A 23,010-nucleotide genomic window follows, 5' to 3' on the forward strand; every position below is an offset into this window, starting at 1 on the left:
TCCTCAGTGCGTCATGACCTTCGGGGCGAAGCCCTGGAGCGCGCCGGGCAGCGCGTCCAGCATGCTGCCGACGACCGGGAGCTGGTTGCGCCCCTGGTACACGGACGCCAGGCGAGGACGCCAGTATGGGTTGAAGAAGTTGGGCTGCTCGGTCCAGTTGCCCGGGCGGTGGTAGTAGCTCTGACCGCGCGAGATGACGTTGAGGCCCTCGGTGAGGCTGAGGAACTTCTTGCGGTTGTTGAGCATCTCCAGCCCCTCCGAGTCCGCGGTGAAGGAGAACTTCACCTTGCCGTCGTCGTTGAGGAGCGCGGGCGCGTTGGAGCCCGTGCCGTCCGCGTTCTCCTTGTTCACCACGTCCTCGGGAGACTTGTTCAGCGCCACCCAGGCCGACGGCTGGTTGAAGTCGAACTTGCGCTCGGCGATGGCGTTGTTCGCCGCGTTCGCCATCGGGTTGCAGGTGCTTCCCGAGTACTGACCGGGCTCGAAGTGCATGAACGGCGTCACGCCACCCCAGGGGTGGTTGCCGTCCTGGGCCGGACGCACGTTGGCCGTGTACACGTCCACCTTGAACCAGCAGACGACGAGCTGGAGGACGCAGACCTTCTCGCGGTGGATGCCCACCTCGCGCTCGGCGCCGCTGGGCGCGCGGTGGTTGCGCCACCCCTCGCTGTTCTGGGGGTAGTGGATGCGCCAGTGGACGCCGCCCTTGACGCTGCCGGTGTCCTTGTCGTTGAGCGCCCACACGCTGGGCTTCATGGTGTGACGGTACGGCAGCTTGATGCCGCCCTTGTCGTTGAGGCCCTTGCGGTTGTCACCGAAGCAGCGCGTGTACGGGTCCTTGTTGTTGCAGGACAGCGGGTTGTCCGCCTTGCCCACGCCCACGTCGACCTCGGCGGGGCCCAGCTTGAGCCAGTACAGGTCGTCCGCGCCCATGTTGTCACCCTGCGCCGTCATGCCCCACGGGCTCAGGTTGTCGTTCCAGTCGCGGATGTAGTTGCGCGAATCCATGATGCTCTTCGCGGTGGGGAACGTCGCGGACAGCATGCGCGTCTGCCCCATCTTCTTGAACTCCATCAGGCCCGGAGCGTTCACGCCGTTGTTGAGCATGTCGCGCAGGAAGCCGAGCGCGTCCGGCAGCGGGAGGATGTCACCCAGCTCGCGCGAGGTGGTGAAGCGCTCGGGGCAGATGCCACCCTCGTGGTCACACGCGTAGCGCGTGGCGTTGGTGATGCCGCCCATGGAGCGCTTGGCGCGGGCGATGTCGTCGTTGGCCTTGTACTTCGTCACGTCCAGCGCGCCGAACGGGTTCTTCCACGTGCCCGGGTTCAGGGGCTTGCCGCCCGCGTGCGAGTTGTGCGCCTGGCTGAAGAGACACTGGCTGTAGATGCCCGTCGCCAGCTGGCTGGCCAGCGAGTTGAGCTTGGTGTCGTTCGCGTCCAGCACGCCCTGCGTCGTCTGCGTCACGTGTGTCGACGCGGACATCATCACCGCCTGGGACATGAAGTACATGGCGCCGTTGAGCACCCGATGCGCTGGAATCAGGAACTTGCCCAACCACTTGTCGGGGTTGGCGGCCTTGAGGATGCGCTGGAACGGCTGCAGGAAGACCGTCTTGTACAAGGTCATGATCTTGTTCACGGCCTTGATGACCTGTCCCACGTACGGAATCACTTCGATGATGGGACACAAGACGATCCACAGCTTCTTGCGTTTGCCGGCGCACGGGTTGAGCGTCTTCATGAACCCGAACAGGTCCGTGAAGAACGCCTCGGCCGAGTAGATGACCGAGATGAGCGAGTGCCACATCATGGCCGACACGTAGTGGGACACCTGCGTGCGGTTGGCGTACGCGTAGAAGTTGAACGCGCGCGCCTCCATGGCGGCCATCGAGTAGGCGGCGGCGTCCGCGGTGTTCTGCAGGCGCACGCGCTCGTGCACGGTGTGGCCGATGTTCACCGTGGTCAGCACGGCGATGGACATCACCAGCACCATCAAGGCGGCCAGGATGAGGGCCTGGCCCTCCTGGCGCTGGAAGCTCTGTCGGAGGATTCGAGTGAACATGGTGCGTGCGTCCTCTTACAGGCCCCAGTCGGGGTTGAGGTGCATGATCCACTTCCGGTGGAAGTTGGACTGCATGCGCATGGTGTAGGTGGCCGTCAGCGGCATGAAGTAGCGCTTTCCGACGAGACTGGAGACGAACGGGATGCTGCCGGTGGCGAGCCCCCAGAGCACCCACATCTCGGCGGGGTACAGCGAGTTGTAGCCCTGCTCGTGGTCAATGCCCTTGGCCATCGCGGCCAGCGGCGTGAGGTTGCCGCCGTCGGACATCATGTTGGCCCGGGGCGCGAGCGTCGCGCGGTCGATGGCGCCGCGCAGGGCCACCTGGGCGTTGGACGCGTACCAGGACGTGAAGATGATCCAGTTCGCGAACGGGACCTTCATCTCATAGAAGTAGCGCAGGCGGATGGTGAGCCGCGTGGCCTTCCGGTAGACGAGCTCGGAGCTGTCCGGCTCCGGCAGGTTGAAGAACTTGCGGATGTTGCTCTCCAGCGAGGGGACTTCCGGGAAGCTGTCCGCGCCGTCGAAGTCCAGCTCCTGCCAGTTGTAGCCGCTGCGCAGCTTCCAGATGGTGTCGATGGGCGTGAAGTACGCCGGGTTGATGGTGTCCACGCGGATGAGGCCGAACAGGTTCGAGCCGTTCACCGTGCGAGGAACCACGCCGCCGCCGAAGTTCAGCGTGCGCATCGCGGAGTCGTAGATTTGATGGATGGCGAAGGTCTTCGCCAGGTTGCCGATGTCGTCGGTGCGCCCCAACGTCGGCAGCAGCGCGACGATGGCCGCGTCATGCATGCGCTCGTTGTTGCCGTTCCACACGACGCCGGCGCGCGCGGCCTGGTAGGCGGCGTACTCGGTCATCAGCTTCGCGTGCTGAATCAGCGTCAGCTGGATGATGCCCAGCGTCATGAAGACCGCGAGCGGCATGATCATCGCCGCTTCGACCGCCGCCTGCCCGGATTGACGGCCCGACGCCTTTCGCGGCCGCTCTTCCTGTTCCATTCCCATGGCGCCATTATCTCGATCAGCGCCTCCGGGACGCATCGGTCAAATGGACACCGCCGGACGGTTTCAGCCTCCCATTTATTGAAAAATCGCGCGGGCTTACGGCGCGGGTTGGGCAGGCTCGGCCGGGGTTTCGGCCGAGTCGGCCTCGCGGCTCAGGCGTCGCCGGGCCGCCTGCGCGGCGCTGGAACCCGGAGATTCCTGGATCACCTGACGACACGCGGCCAACCCCTCACGTCGGCGTCCCAGGGCGAGCTCGGCATCGCACAGCCGGTTGAGCAGACCCATGCGCTCCGTCCCGGAGGCCCCGGCGTTCAGGGCGAGGTTCAAGAGACCCGCCTCCCGGGCCCGGTCCCCTTCCCGGAACGCGGCTTCGGCCTTGAGGGACAGCTCACGGACGGAGGGGCCCCGGGCCTTGTCCTCCTTCGCGGCCTCGGGAGCCGTCGAGGCGGCCTTCGGGCTCTTGGGCCGCATCACCAGGGCATCCTCCTGCTGCTTCGTCGGCTTCGGGGCCGCCGGAGCCGTCCTGGAGGCGAGCGAACGTTCGATGGCGGAATCATCCTGGGGCGGTGCGGGCGGCGGCTGGGCGACGACGGCCTGGGGCAGCGACTCCGCGGCGGACTCCATCGCCGGGGCACCCTCGGCCTCCTCCCAAGCAGCAACGTCCGCTGACGACTTGTCGTCCAGGTCCGCGCTGGACTCCTTCTTCGCCGCGCTCGAACCTCCGAGCCGGAGCGGCTCCCGGCGCGCCACCTTCCCCTGCGGCGCCTCCAGCTCGTCGCTCACGGGAGCGCGCTTCTCCAGGGCCTTCGGCGCGGGCTTCGATGTGACGGGGAGCGAGGCCGTGGGCAACGAAGGGGCGCCCTTCGACTTGGACCTGGAAGCCTCGCGAGGGCCCACCGAGCCGATTCCACCCCCGCTGCCGTTCTGGTCCCAGTCCTCGGCGCGGCGGGCCACCTGGTTCTTCCGCTCGCCGAACTCGTCGCGCTGCCGGGTCTCGTGCATGAGCCGGTCCTCCGCCAGCTCGCCATCGACGACCGGCGCCGAGTCCGCGTACGCGGCGGCGGCCGGAGCGGGGGCCGGGGCCATGCCCGCGGTGGGCGGCGGAGGGGCGTCCACGGAGGTGGGCTCCGCCTTCTTCACCTGGGCCTCCCCCTGCCTCAGGTCGGGGCGGGTCAAGTCGGGAGAGACGGCCATGAACGAGACGATGCCCAGCGTACCCACCGACGCGAGCCCCACGACGGGCAAGAACCAGCGACGCCACCGGGACGGCTTGGGCTCGGGGCCCGCCGCGGCCCGGCGCGCGGACTGCTGCGCGTAGGCCAGCAGCGACTCCAGGCCCGCGTCCGGCGCGGGCTCCTCGGAGAGCTGCGACATGGTGACGCGCACGCCACGGATGTCGTCCAGGGCCTGGGTGCAGCGCACGCAGCCCTGCAGATGGGACTCCACCGCCTGGGCCTCCGTCGTGGAGAGCTCGCCGTAGGCGAAGTCGAGGAGCCGGTCCTCATGAGCATGGAGGTTCTGCGGCTTCATCCCACCACCGTCCTTCCATCCTCGACGAGGTCGCCATCCACGCCCAGCTCGGCCAACCGGCGACGCAGGCCGTCCAGCGCGTAGCGCATCCGGCTCTTCACCGTGTTCTCCGAAACGCCCGTCACGTCGGCGATGTCCTTGAACGGGATGCCGCTGTACTCACGCAGGATGAACACCTCGCGCTGCTCTTCCGGCAGCGCCGCCAGGGCGCGCTCCAACAGGGGCCGCAGCCGCGCGTTGTGCGCGCCGCGCTCGGGGCTGGCGCCACCATCCGGCAGCGCGTCCGCGAGCGCCCGGCCGTCCTCGCCGTCCGCACCATTCACCGGCGACTCCAGGGACGCGGCCTGGCGGTAGCTTTCTTTGCGCGCGCTGTCCACACAGAGGTTCCTCGCGATGGTGTAGACCCAGGTGGTGAATCGGGCCTTCGCCTGATACTCGCCGGCGCTGCGTACGACCTTCAGCCACGTCTCCTGCAGCACGTCCTCCGCCCGCGCGCGTTGCCCGACGAAGCGCAGGATGAAGTTGAACACCGGTGTCCGATGCCTTCGCACCAACGCCTCGAACGCACGAGCGTCCCCCGCCTGGAAGGCGAGCATCAGGCGCTCGTCTGAGGTCTCCGGTCCCAACTCTCCCCCATCGCTCGTGGAGCCACGCTCACTTCCGGCCCACCCTCAACCCGTGCCGTCATAACGGACGACGGCGCGCGAGGGTCTAATCCGGTCGTGGTCTCCGGTAAGTGGCCAGAATGACAGGCAGCGCGACCCCTGTCACCAGCGCCGCCTGGGCCAGGAGCACGCCAGGCAGGGGACGCTGGAGGTGGACGTGCAGCGAGCGTGCGAGCGCCAGGCCCAGCAGGACCCCCGTCGCGGTGCGCACCGCGTTGGAGCCCGCCGCGGGCCGGAAGCGGCCCACCGCCCAGTCCACCAGCGCGGGCAGCGTGAGCAGCAGCACGGCGGGCACGTCCCAGGACCAGCTCAGCGGCGCGCGCGCCACGAACAGCGCCACCAGCCCGGCCAGCATCACCGGGTAGGTCCCCAGACAGCGGGCGCAGAGCCTCAGCCCGCCGAAGAGGTACGTGCGGTTGTACTCATCCGGGTGATGGTGACTGAGCCAGAACACCGTCGGTCCCTCCGGGAGGTGGAGTGGGAGCAGCCCGCTGGGATGCGTCCTCCGCCAGGAAACACGCGGCGAAGTGCCCCGAGTCCAGGGGATACAGCGGAGGCGACTCACGTCGACAGCGCTCGATGGCGTGGGGACATCTCGGATGGAACGTGCAGCCAGGAGGCGGCGCGAGCGGAGAGGGCGGCTCGCCCGGTACCAACAGCCGCGTCCGGGTCCGCGACGGGTCCGGCACCGGCACCGCCGCGAGCAGCGCCTGCGTGTAGGGGTGGCGCGGTCGGCGATACAGCCTGTCCGAAGGGGCCAGCTCGACGACGCGCCCCAGGTACATCACCGCCACGCGCGTGGACACGTGCTCGACGATGTTCAGGTCGTGCGCGATGAACACATAGGTGAGCCCGCGCTCGCGCTGCAGGTCCACCAGCAGGTTCACGATTTGCGCCTGGATGGAGACATCCAGCGCGCTGATGGGCTCGTCGGCCACCACCAGGTCCGGGCGCAGCGCGATGGCCCGGGCGATGCCCAGCCGCTGTCGCTGCCCGCCGGAGAACTCGTGGGGCAGCCTCCCCAGCGCCTCGCGCGGCAGGCCCATCGCGTCGAGCAGCGCGAGCACCTCGCGCTCCTTCTCTCCCGGACCACGCGCCAGGCCGTGGATGTCGAAGGGCTCACCCAACAGCTCGCGCACCGTCATGCGCGGATTGAGCGAGGCATACGGGTCCTGGAAGACGAGCTGCATCCGGCGACGCAGCGGCCTCAGCCTGCGCTGGGACAAGCCGGTGAGCTCCTGCCCGTCGAAGCGGATGGAGCCCGCGGTGGGCTCCACCAGTCGCAACAGCGCGCGCCCCAGCGTGCTCTTCCCACAGCCGCTCTCCCCCACCAGGCCCAGCGTCTCGCCCCGGAAGACGTCCAGGCTGATGCCGTCCACCGCCTTCACCGCGCCGCGCACGCGCTGCAACACGCCCGCGCGCACGGGGAAGTGCACCTGGACATCCCTCGCCTGGAGGAGCGGCTCGACGGGGCTCATGGCGCGGGCACCGGATGATGACAGGCCGCGCGCTGCGAGCCGCGCTTGAGCTCGAGCACCGGCATCACGCGCGCGCACTCTTCGGTGGCCCGCTCACACCGCTCGCGGAAGGCGCAGCCGGAGGGCAGTCGCCCCAGCGCGGGCACCATGCCGGGGATGGCCCTCAGTCTCATCCTGGGAGCGCGAGCATTCGCGTCGAGTTCGCCGCCCAGCGCGGGCAGCGAGCGCAACAGCCCCGCGGTGTACGGATGGGCCGGATGGGCGAACAGCTCGCGCACCGGCGCGTGCTCCACCACCTTCCCCGCGTACATCACCACCACCGTGTCGCAGCTCTCCGCGACGACGCCCAGGTCGTGGGTGATGAGCATCACCGCCATGCCGCGCTCGGCCTGCAGGCGCTTGAGCAGGTCGAGAATCTGGGCCTGGATGGTGACGTCCAGCGCGGTGGTGGGCTCGTCCGCGATGAGCAGCGACGGGTCGCACGCCAGCGCCATCGCAATCATCACCCGCTGCCGCATGCCGCCGGAGAGCTGATGAGGCCACGCATCCACCCGCTCGCCGGGCGCAGGGATGCCCACCTGACGCAGCATCTCCACCGCGCGCTCGCGGGCCTGGGAGCGCGAGGCGCCCAGGTGCAGCCTCACGCCCTCCGAAATCTGCTCGCCCACCGTGAAGACGGGGTTGAGCGACGTCATCGGCTCCTGGAACACCATGGCCACGTGGCGTCCCCGCACGCGCCGCAGCTCCTCCTCCGGGAGCGTCAGCAGATCGCGCCCCTCGAAGAGCACCTCGCCGCCCGCCACCCGCACGGGCGGCTGGGGCGCGAGTCGCAGCACGGACAGCGCGGTGAGGCTCTTGCCGCAGCCGCTCTCACCCACCACGCCCAGCGTGCCGCCAGGAGGCAGCGCGAAGGACACACCGTCCACCGCGCGCACCGGGCCTTCCTCCCGCGACAGCTCCACGGTGAGGCCCCGGACGTCCAGCAGGGGCCCCTCCGCCGAGGGCGACGCGACGGAGGTCACTTCTTCGCCAGCTCCTCCAGGAACTCCACCTCCTGGATGAGCCCCTTGCGGATGAGCAGGCGGATGAGGCTGGCCACCATGCGCGCGGGCTTCACCTTCTCCGTGTCCAGCACCGCCTCGTCGCCCCGCGACATGCGCTCCAGGTCATCCAGGATGGCCAGGTCGTCGTCGGAGAAGTCCGGCGTGGGCGTGAGCGCCAGCGCGGGCTGCGAGCCCTTCGCCGCGCCACCGAACATCACCACCGGGACGCGCGGCTTGCCGTCGTCGGCCTCGAGCACGGGAGGCGGCGGAGGCCGGGGCGGCGGAGGCTTCACGCCGAGCAGGTCATCCAGCGAGTCGCCCCCGGCGCCGCCCAGGGCCTCGGCGGGCGGAGGCGGCGGCGTCCCGGGCCGACGGGCCGCGGGAGCGGCGGCGGGGGGTGGTCTCGCTGCGGGGGGCTTCGGCGTCTCCGGCATCTCCCACTCCAGTGGCGTTCCCGCGGCCACGGGGAGAGGACCTGCGCCCTCCTCCTCGTACAGCGGCTCCGCCTCGACGATGTCCAGCGGCTCTCCCCGCGCCCGGGCCAGCGCGGTGTCCAGGTCGTCCGACGCGACGACGAAGACCCGCACCTGCTTGCGGAGCTGGAAGCGCAGCTCATCCACCAACGTCAAATCCCCCGGGTCCTCCACGGCGACGTGGACGCGCTCGCTGCGGCCCTCCACCTCCATCCGGAAGAGGAGCACCCGGTGCTCGGCCTGGAAGTCCAACGACACCAGCGACGACACCGCTGGCGCGATCTCATCCGGCAGCTCGATGAAGGGCAGCCCGTGCTGCACGGCCAGCGCCCGGGCGACATGGATGGGCGCGCACGCCCCCTGCGCCACCAGCACCTCGCCCAGCCGCAGGCTCCCCGGAGCGCCCTTCTGCCCGAGCGCCACCCTCACCTGCTCCGCCGTCACCACGCCCGACTCGACGAGCAGCTCGCCAATCTTCTTGCGCATAAGGCAGAGCTACCGCTTGACCTTCGCGAGGTACTCATCGCGGGAGAAGACGTTCTTCTCGATGAGCAGCTCCACCATCGCCTTCAGGGCCGCCACCTCCTTGCGCTGCACCTCCTCCACGCTGCGCAGGAGGTCCGCCGGACTGCCACCTCCCGAGGACGCGCGAGGGGCCTCCGCGACCGGCGGTGCCGGGCGCGCGGCGGGAGCGGGCTTGGGCGCCGGAGCGGAGGCGACAGCGGCCGCCGCCGGGTCCAGGTCCTTGAGGTTCTTCACCACCGTGCGGCCCTGGGCGTCCACCACCTTGAAGTTGGTGTCCGCGTCCTCCAGCTCCATGTTCTGCTCGTACATGCGAGCAAACGCCCGGGCGATGGAGGTGCGGCCGGCGACGTTGGGGATGATGCGGCACTTCGTCACGGCGCGCAGCTCGTCGAGCATCCGCACGTTGAGCGGATCCGACATCGCCACCACCAGCGTCTTTCCCTCGTCGCGAAGCTGCAGCGGCAGCACGGAGAAGTCGCGCGCCGTCTGCGCCGGAATCTTCGCCTTCACGTGCGGCGCGACCACCTGCACCGCGTCCAGGTTGACCGCCGGCATGCCGAGCTGCTTTGACAGCGCCCGCACCAGGATGTCCTCGGAGACGAGGCTCATCCGCACCAGGATTTCACCGAGCTTGCCGCCCCACTTCGCCTGTTCGGCGAGCGCGGCCTTGAGCTGGCTCTCCTGGAGCACATTCGCCTTGATCAGCAATTCTCCAAGCTTGATCTGTGCCATGTCGTGGGGGCCACTCTACCCGAGTCCAGCCGTCGCGCTTCTTCTTCCGTGCCTGGCCGGTCAGGAACCCGGCGCCGGGGGTGCCGGCGACTCGGGGGGACCGACCGGCTGCTCACGCCCGGAGTCATCCACCTCGACGACCTTGGCCCCCTCCGGCGGGACCAGCTCGTAGAGCGTCAGGTCCGGCCGGGCGTTGAGCTTGATCTGCTGGTAGCGCACCTGGAGCTTCGTCTGTGCCTGCTTCGCCTCCAGCTCCACCTTGCCCGGGAAGATGAGCCCGCCCTGCTCCAGGAAGTCGTCGAACGCCAGGTCGTACCCCGGCACGCCCCGCACCTGGCTGCGCACCACGCGCAAGTACTTGGGGTGAACCTGTAGCACCTGGGTGGCCGCCCCCCGGTGGAGCGTGAGCACGTAGACGCCCTCCTTCGTGTCCAGCTCCAGCGTCTTGCGCTCGGGCGGGATGAGGGGCACCTGGCCCAGCAGGATGGCCACCAGCTCCTCCCCCGGCAGCACGACGGGGAGGAAGCGCGAGACGTTCTCCGGGCTCGCCGGTCCCTGGTACCAGGTATGCGTCTGGGCCTGGTACAGACCGAAGCGCGAGCCGTCCCCCACCAGGGAGGCGAGCGGACGGTTGAAGAAGTCGAACGTCTCCAGGTGCAGGAAGGCCGGCCGGGTGACGGCGAGGAACATGCCGATGGTGCCGCTCTGCTGGGGGGACTCGACGCGCAGCTTCGCGTCCCCCTCCAGCGTCACGACGTTCTCCTGGTTCGCCCGGACCCGTTCGTAGACGACCTCGGCATCGGTGAGCTGGCCCTCGGGGCCGAACTCGATGCGCTTGGGGCAACCCGAACAGAGCACTCCCAGGAAGATTGCGACGGCTGCGCGGTTCATATGTCCTAGTCTGGGCCATGGCGCCCTGCCGGGTCACCCACCAATGAGCCTGAACGACATCCTGCATTACCTCCGCCTGGGCGGAGTCACCCTGGCCCTGCTGCTGCTGGCCTCCGTTGCCGCGCTCGTCGTCGCCGTGGAGCGCATCATCGCCCTCTGGGGGGTGAGCGAGCGCTCGCGCCTGCTGGGCGAGGCGGTCAGCAAGCACCTGTTGCGAGGCGACGTGGCCGCGGCCCGCACCGCGGCCGAACGCTCCGACTCCGTGGCCGCCGACATCTTCCTGGCGGGCTTCGACCGCTGGGAGCGCAGCCGAGGCTCGGGCGGTGCGGGCGTGGAGGCCGCCGTGGAGCGCGAGCGCGCGCAGGTGGGCCTCAAGCTGCGGCGCAACCTGTGGATCCTCGCCACCATCGGTTCCATCACCCCCTTCGTGGGCCTGTTCGGCACCGTGGCGGGCATCATGCGCTCGTTCAAGGACCTGGGCCTGGACGTGGAGGCGGGCGGCACCGGCGGCAGCGCCGCGGTGATGACGGGCATCTCCGAGGCGCTCGTGGCCACCGCCGTCGGCATCCTCGTCGCCGTGCAGGCCATGGTCTTCTACAACTACTTCCAGGCCCGCCTGTCGCGCGTGCTGGTGGAGCTGCGGCTGATGGGCGACGAGTTCGCGGAGCTGCTCAAGGAGCGCGCCGCCGGGGGACCTCCTCCGGAGCCCCGCCCCGAGTCCCCGTCCGCGCCCCGCGCCGACTCGCAGCCGGCCTGACGCCCGGAGGGAACACACCATGGCCATGGGCAAGACACCGGGGTCCGACGACGGCGAGGAAGGCGTCTTCGCCGAGATCAACATCACCCCGCTCACCGACATCTTCCTCGTGCTGCTCATCATCTTCATGGTGACCAGCTCGGTCATCGTCCAGCAGGGCCCGGGAGGCGGCGCCAAGGCGGGCCTCAAGGTCAACCTGCCCAAGGGCGGCGCGGCCGACGTCACCGCGAAGACGACGGACCTGTCGGTGGCGGTGCTCGCCGACGGGCGCTTCGTGCTCGCCGGCAACGTCGTCACCCAGGAGGAGCTGCAGAAGTCCTTCGACGCGGCCAAGGTGAAGGACCCGGACACCGTCGTCATCGTCCAGGCCGACGAGGGCGTGCCCCACGGCACCGTCGTCCAGGTGATGGAGCTGGCGAAGAAGGCGGGCCTGGGTCAGCTCGCCATCGGCGTGCGCGAGGGCGACTGACGCGCCGTCCGGTGGGACACCGCTGAAAAGCATCGAGGCCACCTCGGGAAGCTCGGGCTCCCCAGGGTGGCCTCGCGTGTTTCAGGCGGGCGCCCCATTCACGTGGGGCGCCTCGACTTCAGGAGCGGGCCTTCCCCGCTCAGACGGACGCGAAGGCCGCGTCGGTGATCTCCATCGGGGACGTGTCCTCGAGGGCGATGAGGCGCGCGGCCTGCTCCACGTTGGGCAGCACGTTGCGCGCGTAGAACAGCGCGCTGTACTTCTTGCCGTCGTAGAAGGCGCGGTCCGGGTGGTCCGCGGACAGCTCCGCCTTGGCCTTCTCCGCGATGAGCGCCGCGTCCAGGAGCAGCCAGCCCACGGCGACCTCGGACATCATGTTGAGGAAGCGGTTGGCGGACAGCGGAATCAGCGGGAACTTGCCGCCGTCCTGCGACCAGCCGAACACCGTCATCGCGCTGGACATCAGCGCCTCCTGGGCGCTCGCCAGGATCTTCACGGCCTCGCCGTACACGGCGTGCTCACGATGGGCCTCGACGAAGGCGCCCACGTCACCCATGAACTGCTGGAAGTGCGCGCCGCCGGCCTGACCCAGCTTGCGGCCCACCAGGTCCATGGCCTGGATGTGGTTGGTGCCCTCGTAGATGGAGAAGATCTTCGAGTCGCGCGTGTACTGCTCCACCGGGTAGTCCTGGATGTAGCCGGCGCCGCCGTACACCTGGATGGCCTGCGAGCACAGGCGGAAGGACTGGTCGGAGCCGTAGGACTTCACCAGCGGGGTGAGCAGCTCCACCTGGCCCTTGTGGTAGGTGGCCGCCTCGTCGTCCTTGCCCGCCAGCTGCCGCGCCTTGTCCAGGTGGTGCGCCAGCTTGATGATGAGCGCGCGGATGCCCTCCACGTGGGCCTTGATGTCCAGCAGCATGCGGCGGACGTCCGGGTGCTCGATGATGGCCGCGCGCGCCGCGGTGGGGTCCTTCCACTTGGTGAAGTGGGAGCCCTGCTTGCGGTCCTTCGCGTAGTCCACCGCGTTGTAGTAGGCGGCGCTCGCCAGCGCGACGCCCTGGATGCCCACGGCGATGCGCGCGCCGTTCATCATCTTGAACATCTGGCTCATGCCGACGTGCTCGACGGTGCCGACGAGCTCGCCCAGACAGCCGTCGTTCTCACCGAAGTTCAGCACACAGGTCGCCGAGCCGTTGATGCCCATCTTGTGCTCGATGGAGCCCACCGACACGTCGTTGGACGCACCCGAGCTGCCGTCCTTGCCGATGCGCAGCTTGGGGACGATGAACAGCGACAGGCCCTTGGTGCCGGGCGCCGCGCCGTCGATGCGCGCGAGGACCAGGTGGATGACGTTCTCCGCCATGTCGTGGTCGCCGCCGGAGATGAAGATCTTCGTCCCCTTGATGTTGTACGTGCCGTCACCGTTGCGGCGCGCGGTGGACTTGGCCGCGCCCACGTCGGAGCCGGCGTGCGGCTCGGTGAGGCACATGGTGCCGCCCCACGTGCCGTTGAGCATGCGCTCCACGAACAGGTGCTGCTGCTCCTTCGTGCCGCACTCCGCGATGACCTCGGCCGCGCCGAAGGACAGGCCCGGGTACATGTTGAAGGCCGTGTTGGCGCCCGACAGCAGCTCCTCCACCGTCACCTGCAGCATCATCGGCGCGCCCTGGCCGCCGTGCTCGGGGCTGACCGCCACCGTCTTGAAGCCCTGCTCGTAGAGTTTCTTCCACGCGTCCTTGAAGCCCGTGGGCGTGTAGACGGAGCCGTTCTCCACCCGACAGCCCTCGCGGTCTCCCACGGAGTTGAGGGGCCCGAGCACCTCGCGCGCGAAGCGGTACGTCTCCGACAGCACCGCCTTCGCCTCGTCCGGGCCCCAGGCGTCGTACGGCGCCTGACCGGCCACCTGGCCGAAGCCGAACTGCTCGAACAACGTGAAGAAGATCTCTCGGAGGTCGGTCTTGTAGGTGTTGATGCCGGCGGACATGGCCACTCCTGCGTGACGGCTCGCTGCCCACCCTCCAGGGAGGGCCTCGGGTCAGCGGCGCGAAATTGAGACACAGGAAGTGTGGCGGCGACTGATTTTTGAGTCAACCCTGAATGACACCCTGCGTTGAGGGGCAACCCGTCTGCCCCCCACCGCAGGACTGCAAAGCGCTACTTCTTGACCTTCTTGGCCGAGGGAAGCGTCGCCGTCTTGGCGGCGGGCTTCTCCCGAGGCGCCGTCTTCTTGGAGGAGGCGCCGGCCGGACGCTCGTCCGAGTCCTCGTCGTCTCCTTCGTCGTCCTCGGAGGCGCCCGTCGCCTCGCTCACCCCGCCAGTGCTGCTGGGGGTGGGCACGGGGGCCGCGAGGCTCTCGCGGGGCACCTCGATGACGATGGGGCTCTGACCCGAGCGCTGACGGTTCTCGTCCTCGAGCGAATAGAAGAGCTGGATGTGCGCGCCGCCCTTCATCACCAGCTCACCGCGCTGGTTCTCCGCCCACAGGTCGATTTCGACGTAGTAGCGGCCGCCGGTGCCGTGGCGGTTGCTCACCCGGCCCTTGCAGACGACGGTGTCGCCCGGCCAGACCATCTTGTTGAAGCGCACGTTGTAGCGGCGCATCTGGCCGCCGCGGGCCCAGTCGCTGATGAGCTGGCCGAGCATGCCCATGACCAGCATGCCGGGGGCGTAGACGCTCGGCATGCCCACGCTCTTGGCGTAGAGCTCATCGACGTGGACCGGGTTGTAGTCCCCCGAGGCGCCCGCGTACCGGGACAGCTGGACGCGGTCGACGGGGGCCTTGGCCAGGGCCGGCAGCTCGTCCCCGACTCGGATGGACTCGAAGTAGAGCTTGCGCGCGGGCATCACGGGGTCTCCTTGGTGGCGCGGACCACGAGCGTCCGGCGGGCTCGGAACACCAGGTTGCCTTCCTCGTCGCGGCCTTCGTCCTCGATGACCGCGATGTCCATCTTCCCCGACGGGCCCTGGCGCTCGGAGACGTCCGCCACGCGCGTGGAGACGTAGATGCGGTCTCCGGCGAAGATGGGGCGCTCGTACTCGAAGCCCTGCTCCGCGTGGAGCAGGCTCTTGATGCCCACTCCCAGGAGCTCCCTCAGGTCCGCGGCCGAATGGAAGGACGCGGGGAAGGTGGGCGGCGCGATGATGGTGGGGTAACCGGAGGCCCGAGAGTACTCCTCGTCGTAGTAGATGGGGTTGTAGTCGCCGATGGCCTCCGCGAAGCGGCGGATGGCACCCTTCTCCACTTCGTTGAGCGTCGGCGGCGAGGCACGGCCGATCGCATTCTTGTCCAGCATTATCCCTCTCCTGACTAGCGTCCGGCCGGAAGCTCGAGCACCGTGAGGAGCCCAGCTTCGGCGGCCGTCAAGCGTGGCGCGGCATTCACCAGCGCGTTCGCGGTGGCCCGGTCGCCCGCCACTCCCCCCGGGATTTCCAGCACCAATCGAGGGTCCGCATCGATTTCGATGCGGTCCTTCGGGTCCTCTGCCCCCACGGCGATGGTCAGCTCCAGCCGCACCCGCTCCTGCCCGTCCTCCAACCCGACCACCGACTGGAACATGCCCGCCACCCGTCCCTTCTTCACTGCGAACGCTCCGCCCGAGATGTCCTCCTCGGCGAAGACGGGGGCTACCTCTTCCTCGTAGTCATCACAATCCAACCCCAGCCCCAATGCCGCGAGTGCCGCCGACTCCACCAGCCCCACGTGGCCGAGTTGCTCACCATCCACCAACTCGAAGAACTCCTCCTCGGTCAGCCCCGCGCCCACCTTGCGCTGCAGGGCCTCACGCCGGGTGCGCGCGTCCACCACCCGCGTGACGGTGGCGCGCCTGACGGGCCCACACACCTGACCGGCCGTAGCCACCAGCCGGTCCATGATGAAGCCCGGGTTGACGCCCGCGCCCAGCACCGCCACCTCGGCGCGCTGCGCGGCCTGGTCCAGCTTGTCCGCCAGCTCCGGGTGGTTGAGATAGGGGAAGGCCAGCTCCTCGCACGTGCTGACCACCGGCAGGCCCAGCTTGATGGCCTCCAGCAGCTGCTCCATCACCTGCGGCAGCCGCGAGCCCGTGGCGTGCAGCAGCACCACGCCCTTGCGCCGGCCCACCGCCTTCTCCAGAGAGTCCACCACCTTCACGCGCGGCGCGGGACCTCCCAGCACGTCACCCAAGGGGCGACCGACCAGGGAGGGATGGGTATCCACGGCCCCAATCAATTCCACTTCCGGGCTGGACAGGGATGCCTTGGCAATCTCCTGCCCGATGAATCCCAGCCCCATCACGACCACCGGCACCGGCCCTGCTGGGGCTCTAGCCATCGGAGATTGCTCCAGGATTCCAAGGGGTTAGCGCTGAAACGCAGCCTTGCCGCGCACCATAAATCACACCTTGGCGGGCAGGCAAGCATCACTTGGTTCCGCGCATCTTGCGCAATGCGAGAACCTTCAAGGATTTCCGGGGCTTGCGCGCGCAAACCGTCGGGGGGCCCTGTTTGGGTGCGCGACAAGGCTGTATAAAGAAAGACAGGCCCAAAATCCCCCGGAGACCCTCCAACATGGACCGCATCCTCGTGGTGGATGACGACGTGCTCATCCTCGCCGCGCTCTCCCGGATCCTCCAGACGGAAGGCTATGACGTCGTCACGCACAGCGACCCCGCGCTCGCCGCGCGCGAGGTGGGCTTCTGCGTGGTGCTGACGGACTTCATGATGCCGTACCTCAACGGCATCGAGCTGTTGGGCGCCCTGAGGGAGAAGAACCCGAGGGCGGTGCGGCTGATGCTCACGGCGGCGGCGGACTTCCGCGTCGCGTCCGAGGCGGTCAACCGCGGCGAGGTGTTCCGGCTGCTCGGCAAGCCGTGGTCGCTCAGCGAGCTGACGAGCAGCGTGCGCCAGGCCGTGGAGCACTACCGGCTGGTGGAGGCCAACGAGCGGCTGACGCGCGAGGTGGCGGAGAAGAACGCGGAGCTGGTGGCCATCAACCAGGACCTGGAGCGTCGGGTGGTGGAGCGCACCACGGGCCTGTTGGACGGGCTCATCAGCGCGCTGGACTACCGCGACACGGAGACGCAGTGGCACTCGCGTCGGGTGGCGCTGTACTCGCGTCGGCTGGCGGAGGAGGTGGGGCTGGTGGGCGCCGCGCTGGACGTGGTGGAGCAGGGAGCGCTGCTGCACGACATCGGCAAGATTGGCGTGCGCGACTCCATCCTGCTCAAGCCCGGGCCGCTGACGCCGGACGAATGGGTGGAGATGCGCAAGCACCCGGAGTTCGGCTACCGGATGATGGCGAAGATGCCCTACCTGCACGAGGCGGCGCTCATCGTCCTGCAGCACCAGGAGCGCTGGGACGGCAAGGGCTATCCCCAGGGGCTGTCCCGCGAGGACATCAGCATCGGCGCGCGCATCTTCTGCATCGCCGACACGGTGGACGCCATCACCTCCGACCGGCCCTACCGCAAGGGGCGGCCCATGAGCGTGGCGCGGGATGAGATCCGCCGCTGCGCGGGCACCCAGTTCGACCCGAACCTGGCGGATGCGTTCCTGCGCATCCCGGAGACGGAGTGGCAGCGCATCCGCCACCAGGTGGAGCAGCTCGAGGAGGAGGAGAACCAGCGCTGGCGCAGCCACCCGCTCGGGGTCCCCGCACCGCTCGCCCGCGCGAGCGGCGCCTGAGCGACGGCCGTCAGGGCGACAGCGTCACCGCGGTGACCTCGCGGATGACGTCGCCCTCCAGCAGCGCGTCCACCACGTCCATCCCCGAGGCCACCTCGCCGAAGGCCGTGTAGCGGCCATCCAGGTGCGGCTGGGGCGCGTGCGTGAAGAAGAACTGGCTGCCGCCCGTGTCCTTGCCGGACAGGGCCATGCCGAGCGTGCCGCGCGTGTACGGACGGCGCGTCATCTCGCAGCGGATGGAGTGCCCCGGCCCGCCCTCCCCGTCCCCGCGCGGGTCTCCGCCCTGCGCGACGAAGTCCGGCACCACGCGGTGGAAGGTGACGCCGTTGAAGTAGCCCTTGCGCGCGAGCGCGTACAGGTTGCCCGCCGTGAGGGGTGCCTCGTCCGCGTCGAGCCGCACGGTGATGTCGCCCTTGTCCGTGCGCAGCACCAGCCCCGCTCCCTTGGGCGCGGGCTCCGGGCGGAAGGCGTAGGCGGGGAGCTCCACGCGCTCGGAGCGCACGGGCTGGCCGGTGAGCTTCGTCAGCGACTCGGCGGCCACGCGGCGCACGTTGGCGTGAGGCAGCGACAGCCACTGCCGGAACCGGGGCTCCGCGGCCTGCCCCTGCAGGGCCACGAGCGCGCCCGCCACCGGGTCCGCGAGGTCCGGCTGGGACGGCACCCGCTCCGCCAGCGCCTCGAGCTCCGGAGGCATCGCGGGGGGCTTGAGCAGTCCCAACGTCGCGGCCGCGGCGCCGGCGACCACCAGGTCCTCGTCCTTCAGGAGCGCGCTCACCGCCGTCGCGCCGCGGAGCACGGGGCGCGCGGCCAGGACCTCCATCGCGGTGAGCCGCACGCGCGCGGCCGGGTGGCGCAGGTAGCCCACCGCGAAGTCCGCGGGCGTCTTCTTCGAGAAGAGCGCCACCTCGCGCAGGCCCAGCGCCAGCCGGCGCTCCTCGGGCACCTTGTCGAAGCCGCACGTACGCACGTCCGCCACCACGCCGCGCTGCCGGTCCAACGCCGCCGCCAGCCGACAGTCGAGCCAGCCCAGGTCCGCGCGCGCGAGGTCCGACGCCGCGCCCCGCTCCGCGTCCGCCAGCGCCAGCCGCAGCGCCACCAGCACCGGCGCGCCGAAGTCCGGCAGGCCCTGCTGCGCCAGCGCCAGCAACGGGTGGCCATCCGCCGAGCGCGCCAGCGTCTCCACCCGGGGCGTCGCGCTCGTGGGCACGGGCGTCTCCATGCCGCGCGCCACACGCTTCGCCCGAGGCGCAAGGCCCTCCAGCACGTCCAGCGGTACGCAGGGCCCGCCACACATCGCCGCGAGCTTCGCCAGCGAGCGCGCCGCCTCCGCCGCCACGCGCGGCACCGAGTCATCCAGCAGCCGCCCCAGCACCACCGCGTCCTCCGGACCGCCCACGTCGCCGAAGGCCTTCGCGCACAGGCCGCGCACGTCCGCGTCCTCGTCCGAAAGGCAGCGGCGCAGCGTCGGCAGCTCCTCGGCGCGCTTCGCCGTGGCGAGCAGGTACGCCGCGCCGTAGCGCGACTCCACCGGCACCCCGGCCGCGAGCAACGCCCGCGCGGGCGCCAGCGGGACGTCCTTCACCACCGCCGCGCCGCCCCGACGCGCCGCCACGCCGAGCACCAGCGCGGCCTTGCCCGCCGTCGCGACCTCCTTTGCCTGCAGGCGCTCCACCAGCCGCGCCAGCGCGTCCGGCGTCGCGAGCCGTCCGAGGGAGTCGAGCTGCGCGTCACGCGCGTCCACGTCCCGCTCCACCGCCTCGGCCTCGAGCAGCGGCGCCACCAGCCGCGCGCGCTCGGCGTCCGTCGGGGTCTCCCACGCCAGCGCCAGTTCCCCCACCGCGAAGGCGGCCTCACCGCGCACGCGGGGCTCCGGGTCCTTCAGCCCCCGAGCCACCACGTCCAGCGTGGCCAGGTCCTGGATGCGCGCCAGCGCGCGATAGGCCCGCGCCCGGATTCGCGCGTCCGGCGCGTCGTGGGCCAGCGCCGCGAGCTGCCCGTCACCGAGCGAGCGGCGGTCCTCCCAGTCCAGGATGCGCGCCATCACCTCCGGGTCCGGGGGCGCCTCGTCGGAGCCGCGGACACCGCGGTGACACCCGGAGAGCAGGACGACGAGGGCCAGGCAGACGTGGGGAAGTCGGACGGGGCTCAAGCGGCGCATGGGCTGGGGCCTAGGCCAATTCCCCGCGAAAATCCAGGGGTTAGGCCGCGTGCCGTTTGACACGTCCGCCCCGGCCCCGGAAGATGCGCCTTCGCATCTCTCAGCAGGAGCGCCGGTCCTGAACTGCCCTGGCTGCGGCTCGAAGGTAGCCGCCAACTCATCCATCTGTCCCGTCTGCGATTACATCATCGACGGCTCGTTCCTCTCCGCCGAGCCCCCCGCGGACAACGATGAGGACACGGGCGTCGGAGAAGCCCCCCGTCCACCTCCCGCCCGGAAGCCCGCCCCCGCGCGCCCCCGCCCCGCGAAGTCCGGCGCCCGGCCCGCTCCCACCGCCGCGGCGGGTGGGGACGCCACCAACGTGCGCAGCGTGGACGACATCGCCCGGAGCGCCTCGCAGCGCGCCAGCCGTCCCGCGCCCGCGCGCAGTGGCGGCACCGCCCCGCGTCGTGCCCCGGCGCCCGCGCCCGCCCCCGCCGCCACCGGGCCCGACCCGTGGGCCCGAGGCGCGCGCGACGAGGACGAGGAGAACAACAGCGCCATCGCCGACCCGGACGAGCTCATCCAGGACGCGAAGGACCTGCTGGGCGCGATGAGCGCCGGCGACAAGATTGCCTTCTACAGCGCGGGGCTCGTGGTCCTGTCGTGCTTCGTGCCGTGGAAGGAGACGGCGGCGGACGGTGACGCGCTGGGCTTGATGAGCCTGGGCTTCGGCGCCTTCCTGCTCGCGCTGCTGACGATGGGCGCCATCGGCGTGCGCGTGCGCGCCACCTTCCCCAAGCTCAACCCCGTGGTGCCGTGGATGGCGCAGCTGTTGACCACGTTCCTGTGCCTCATCTGGTGCATCGTGTTCATCAAGGTGTCCTCGGACACGGCGCTGGTGCCCAGCCCCGTGGGCAACTCGGAGATGATGAACTCGTCGCCCAGCTTCGGCGTCTTCATCGGCATCCTGGGCTCGGTGGGCGCGCTCATCGGCGCGTTCCTGGGACTCAAGGGCCGTCAGGACTGACGCCCCTTCCCGCCCGCGCGGCCCGGACGCCACGAAAGTGGTGCCGCGCCGCGCGCGGCCGTTCTACCGTCCAGCGCACCATGTCCGACGCCACGCCCCTGTCCCGCCTCACCGCCGCGCTCGGCGGCACCGTCTTCGGTCAGCCCCGCGTGCTCGCGGACCTGGTGACGGCCTTCCTGGCGCGAGGACACGTGCTGCTGGAGGGCGTGCCCGGCGTGGCCAAGACGCTCACCGCGCGCAGCATGGCGGGCGCGCTGGGGCTGCTCTTCACGCGCATCCAGTTCACCCCGGACCTGATGCCCGCGGACATCCTGGGCACCAACGTCTTCCAGCCGCAGGACAACGCCTTCCGGCTGGTGAAGGGCCCCATCTTCACGGAGGTCCTGGTGGCGGACGAAATCAACCGCACGCCGCCCAAGGCCCAGGCCGCGCTCCTGGAGGCCATGGAGGAGCGCCAGGTCACCATCGACGGCGTCACCCACGCGCTGCCGCCGCACTTCTTCGTCGTCGCCACGCAGAACCCGCTGGAGCTCGAGGGCACCTATCCCCTGCCCGAGGCGCAGCTGGACCGCTTCCTCATGCGCGTGCGCGTGGGCTACCCGGACTCGGACGCGGAGACGACCATGCTGCGCGCCTTCCACCAGCGCGAGGGCCGCGTGCCCTCCGTCGAGCGCGTGCTGGACGCCCCCACCCTGCTGGAGCTGCAGGCCCGCGCGGCCCGCGTCACCTGCGACGACTCCATCCTCCAGTACGTGGTCGCCGTGGTGCGCGACACGCGCGCCAACCCCCGCGTGCGACTGGGCGCGAGCCCCCGCGCGGCGCAGGCGCTGCTCGCCGCGGCCAAGGCCCGCGCGGCGCTGATGGGCAACGACTTCGTCACCCCCGATGACGTCAAGGGCGTGGCCGGCAGCGTCCTCAACCACCGCCTGCTGCTCAAGGCCGAGGCCGAGGTGGAGGGGCTCACCTCCGACGACGTGCTGAAGCAGACGCTCGAGCGGGTCCGGGTCCCCCGGTGAGCCTGGGCCGCCCGGTCCCCACGGGCCTCGCCGTGGCGCTGCTCGCCGTGGCGCTCGTCCCCGCCGCCCTCTCGGTGGCGAGCCCCACCTTCGGCTGGTTCGCGCTGGCCGTGGACGTGGCGGTGCTCGCGCTGTGCGCCGTGGACTTCCTGCGCGCGCCTCGCGAGGGCGACGTCACCGTCACACGCGTCGTCGAGCCCATCCTCTCCTCCGGCACGCGCAACCCCGTGCACCTGGCCCTCGCGCGCCATGACACGGGCACCTCGCCCCTGCGCGTGGAGGTGCGCGACGAGCCGCCCCTGGTCGTCGCGAGCCACCACCACCGACAGTCCGTCGTGCTGCCGCCCCGAGGCGCCCCCAGCGAGCCCGCCCCGAGGATGACGTACTTCGTCACCCCACCGTCTCGCGGAGACGCACGCTTCGGCGACGTGCACCTGCGACTGCCCGGCCCGCTCGGCCTGTGCGCGCGGCAGGTGCGCGTGAAGGCGGAGCAGGCGGTGAAGATCTATCCGGACCTCACCGCGCTCTCGCGCGAGGCGCTGAGCCTGGCGCGCACCTCGGACGCTCCCTCCGAGCGCACCCTGCGCCGCCGCGCCGCGGAGGGACGCGAGTTCGAGTCGCTGCGCGAATACCGCCCCGGCGACGACTACCGGCACATCGACTGGAAGGCCTCTGCCCGTCACGCCAACACCCTGGTGCGCACGTGGCAGCCCGAGCGCCACCAGCCCATGTTGCTGCTGCTGGACTGCGGCCGTCACATGGCCGGCAAGGTGCGCGGCCGGCGCAAGCTGGACCACGCGGTGGACGCGGCGCTGCGGCTGGCGCGCGTGGGCCTGGACGCCGGAGACGTGGTGGGGGTCATGTCCTTCGCCAGCGACGTGCTCACGTACCTGCCTCCTCGCAAGGGCCACGAGCACCTGCGCCTCATCACCGAGTCGCTCTACCGCGCCGAGGCCGCGCTCGAGGAGAGCGACTACGGCCGCGCCTACGACTTCGCCTTCGCCCGCCAGACGCGCCGCACGCTCGTGGTGCTCTTCACGGACCTGGTGGACCCGGACGCCTCCGCGGGCCTGCTCACCCGCACGCTCGCCTTGCGTCCTCGGCACCTGCCCGTGGTGGCCTCGCTGCTGGACGAGGACGTGCGCGACGCGGCCACCCGCGTGCCCGACGCGGCCCAGGACGCCTACGCGCGACAGGCCGCCACGCGGCTGGAAGCCGAGTTCCGCCGCACCGCCACCACGCTGCGCGACGCGGGGGCGTTGGTGGTGCGCGCGCCGGCCCAGGGCTTCGGCGCCGCCGCGCTCAACGTGTACCTGGACGTCAAGTCGCGCGGGCTGTTGTAGGCCTCGCGAATATGTCCAGCGGAAAGTTCGTGTGGCGTGCACATACGGTGCGCGCGCGCGTCGCTCGCGAAGAAGCATGCCAATCGCGCGGAGGCCGATTTTTCGGCCTCGGACACGACCCCCTTTACATGAGGGCCTTCGTCAACAAAATGGCGCGTCTCTCTCGCCCGCCGCATCGGCGGGCCCCCTGAAACAGC

21 protein-coding genes are annotated in these 23,010 nt (G+C 70.4%); 6 read left to right on the forward strand and 15 right to left on the reverse strand.

Annotation, left to right across the window (positions count from 1 at the left end):
- Positions 1-3: 3 nt before the first annotated feature.
- The 10 genes from K8640_RS38695 to K8640_RS38740 all read right to left on the reverse strand — a co-directional run bounded on the left by K8640_RS38695 (position 4) and on the right by K8640_RS38740 (position 10,400).
- Positions 4-2,061 (reverse strand): TadE/TadG family type IV pilus assembly protein, encoded by a 2,058-nt coding sequence (locus tag K8640_RS38695; RefSeq protein ID WP_223751679.1) that lies wholly within the window; start codon positions 2,059-2,061, stop codon positions 4-6.
- A gap of 15 nt (positions 2,062-2,076) precedes the next feature.
- A complete protein-coding gene (locus K8640_RS38700) occupies positions 2,077-3,063 on the reverse strand; it encodes a TadE/TadG family type IV pilus assembly protein (protein WP_141324755.1) in 987 nt (328 codons plus the stop codon).
- A 96-nt stretch (positions 3,064-3,159) separates the two neighbouring features.
- Positions 3,160-4,593, reverse strand: coding sequence for a zf-HC2 domain-containing protein (locus tag K8640_RS38705; protein WP_223751680.1), 1,434 nt, complete (start codon positions 4,591-4,593; stop codon positions 3,160-3,162).
- Positions 4,590-5,219 carry an RNA polymerase sigma factor gene (locus K8640_RS38710; RefSeq protein WP_223751681.1) on the reverse strand — a complete coding sequence of 210 codons (630 nt, stop codon included), beginning with the start codon at positions 5,217-5,219 and terminating at the stop codon, positions 4,590-4,592. Before K8640_RS38710 ends, K8640_RS38705 begins: the two co-directional genes overlap by 4 nt.
- Positions 5,220-5,304: 85 nt before the next feature.
- Positions 5,305-5,712: a DUF2085 domain-containing protein gene (locus K8640_RS38715; RefSeq protein ID WP_141324752.1), complete on the reverse strand. Its 408-nt coding sequence runs from the start codon at positions 5,710-5,712 to the stop codon at positions 5,305-5,307.
- Positions 5,681-6,736, reverse strand: coding sequence for an ABC transporter ATP-binding protein (locus K8640_RS38720; RefSeq protein WP_223751682.1), 1,056 nt, complete (start codon positions 6,734-6,736; stop codon positions 5,681-5,683). The genes K8640_RS38715 and K8640_RS38720 overlap by 32 nt, the downstream gene beginning before the upstream one ends.
- A complete protein-coding gene (locus K8640_RS38725; protein WP_223751683.1) occupies positions 6,733-7,758 on the reverse strand; it encodes an ABC transporter ATP-binding protein in 1,026 nt (341 codons plus the stop codon). The genes K8640_RS38720 and K8640_RS38725 overlap by 4 nt, the downstream gene beginning before the upstream one ends.
- On the reverse strand, positions 7,755-8,738 hold the full coding sequence (locus K8640_RS38730) for a general secretion pathway protein GspE (protein WP_223751684.1): 984 nt from the start codon (positions 8,736-8,738) through the stop codon (positions 7,755-7,757). Before K8640_RS38730 ends, K8640_RS38725 begins: the two co-directional genes overlap by 4 nt.
- Positions 8,739-8,747: 9 nt before the next feature.
- On the reverse strand, positions 8,748-9,509 hold the full coding sequence (locus K8640_RS38735) for a general secretion pathway protein GspE (RefSeq protein WP_141324748.1): 762 nt from the start codon (positions 9,507-9,509) through the stop codon (positions 8,748-8,750).
- Between the two features lie 60 nt (positions 9,510-9,569).
- Positions 9,570-10,400 carry a DUF4292 domain-containing protein gene (locus K8640_RS38740; protein ID WP_223751685.1) on the reverse strand — a complete coding sequence of 277 codons (831 nt, stop codon included), beginning with the start codon at positions 10,398-10,400 and terminating at the stop codon, positions 9,570-9,572.
- A 43-nt stretch (positions 10,401-10,443) separates the two neighbouring features.
- Between K8640_RS38740 and K8640_RS38745 the strand changes: the two genes are divergently transcribed.
- Both K8640_RS38745 and K8640_RS38750 read left to right on the forward strand, forming a co-directional pair.
- Positions 10,444-11,157 (forward strand): MotA/TolQ/ExbB proton channel family protein, encoded by a 714-nt coding sequence (locus K8640_RS38745; RefSeq protein ID WP_223751686.1) that lies wholly within the window; start codon positions 10,444-10,446, stop codon positions 11,155-11,157.
- 19 nt (positions 11,158-11,176) lie between these two features.
- Positions 11,177-11,626: a biopolymer transporter ExbD gene (locus K8640_RS38750; RefSeq protein WP_223751687.1), complete on the forward strand. Its 450-nt coding sequence runs from the start codon at positions 11,177-11,179 to the stop codon at positions 11,624-11,626.
- Positions 11,627-11,765: 139 nt separating this feature from the next.
- Here the strand turns inward: K8640_RS38750 and K8640_RS38755 are convergent, their stop codons facing one another.
- The 4 genes from K8640_RS38755 to K8640_RS38770 form a co-directional block, all read right to left on the reverse strand.
- On the reverse strand, positions 11,766-13,610 hold the full coding sequence (locus K8640_RS38755; protein WP_223751688.1) for an acyl-CoA dehydrogenase: 1,845 nt from the start codon (positions 13,608-13,610) through the stop codon (positions 11,766-11,768).
- 170 nt (positions 13,611-13,780) lie between these two features.
- Positions 13,781-14,470 (reverse strand): MaoC family dehydratase, encoded by a 690-nt coding sequence (locus K8640_RS38760; RefSeq protein ID WP_223751689.1) that lies wholly within the window; start codon positions 14,468-14,470, stop codon positions 13,781-13,783.
- Positions 14,470-14,919 carry a MaoC family dehydratase N-terminal domain-containing protein gene (locus K8640_RS38765; RefSeq protein ID WP_046714763.1) on the reverse strand — a complete coding sequence of 150 codons (450 nt, stop codon included), beginning with the start codon at positions 14,917-14,919 and terminating at the stop codon, positions 14,470-14,472. Before K8640_RS38765 ends, K8640_RS38760 begins: the two co-directional genes overlap by 1 nt.
- A gap of 14 nt (positions 14,920-14,933) precedes the next feature.
- Entirely contained in the window at positions 14,934-15,935 is a 1,002-nt protein-coding gene (locus K8640_RS38770) for a dihydrodipicolinate reductase (RefSeq protein ID WP_223751690.1), read from the reverse strand.
- A 236-nt stretch (positions 15,936-16,171) separates the two neighbouring features.
- Here K8640_RS38770 and K8640_RS38775 point away from each other — a divergent pair, with 236 nt between their 5' ends.
- Complete coding sequence (locus K8640_RS38775; protein ID WP_223751691.1) at positions 16,172-17,287, forward strand: HD domain-containing phosphohydrolase; 1,116 nt, start codon at positions 16,172-16,174, stop codon at positions 17,285-17,287.
- 10 nt (positions 17,288-17,297) lie between these two features.
- Here K8640_RS38775 and K8640_RS38780 read toward each other — a convergent pair whose 3' ends face one another.
- Positions 17,298-19,445, reverse strand: a complete 2,148-nt coding sequence (locus tag K8640_RS38780) for a peptidylprolyl isomerase (protein WP_223751692.1) — start codon at positions 19,443-19,445, stop codon at positions 17,298-17,300.
- A 49-nt stretch (positions 19,446-19,494) separates the two neighbouring features.
- Here K8640_RS38780 and K8640_RS42735 point away from each other — a divergent pair, with 49 nt between their 5' ends.
- The 3 genes from K8640_RS42735 to K8640_RS38800 all read left to right on the forward strand — a co-directional run bounded on the left by K8640_RS42735 (position 19,495) and on the right by K8640_RS38800 (position 22,813).
- Positions 19,495-20,454, forward strand: coding sequence for a hypothetical protein (locus tag K8640_RS42735; RefSeq protein ID WP_370640440.1), 960 nt, complete (start codon positions 19,495-19,497; stop codon positions 20,452-20,454).
- Positions 20,455-20,534: 80 nt separating this feature from the next.
- Entirely contained in the window at positions 20,535-21,470 is a 936-nt protein-coding gene (locus K8640_RS38795) for a MoxR family ATPase (RefSeq protein WP_223751694.1), read from the forward strand.
- Positions 21,467-22,813, forward strand: coding sequence for a DUF58 domain-containing protein (locus K8640_RS38800; protein ID WP_223751695.1), 1,347 nt, complete (start codon positions 21,467-21,469; stop codon positions 22,811-22,813). The genes K8640_RS38795 and K8640_RS38800 overlap by 4 nt, the downstream gene beginning before the upstream one ends.
- The last annotated feature ends 197 nt before the right edge of the window (positions 22,814-23,010 follow it).

Source organism: Myxococcus sp. XM-1-1-1, from assembly GCF_020037095.1.
GTDB lineage: Bacteria > Myxococcota > Myxococcia > Myxococcales > Myxococcaceae > Myxococcus > Myxococcus fulvus.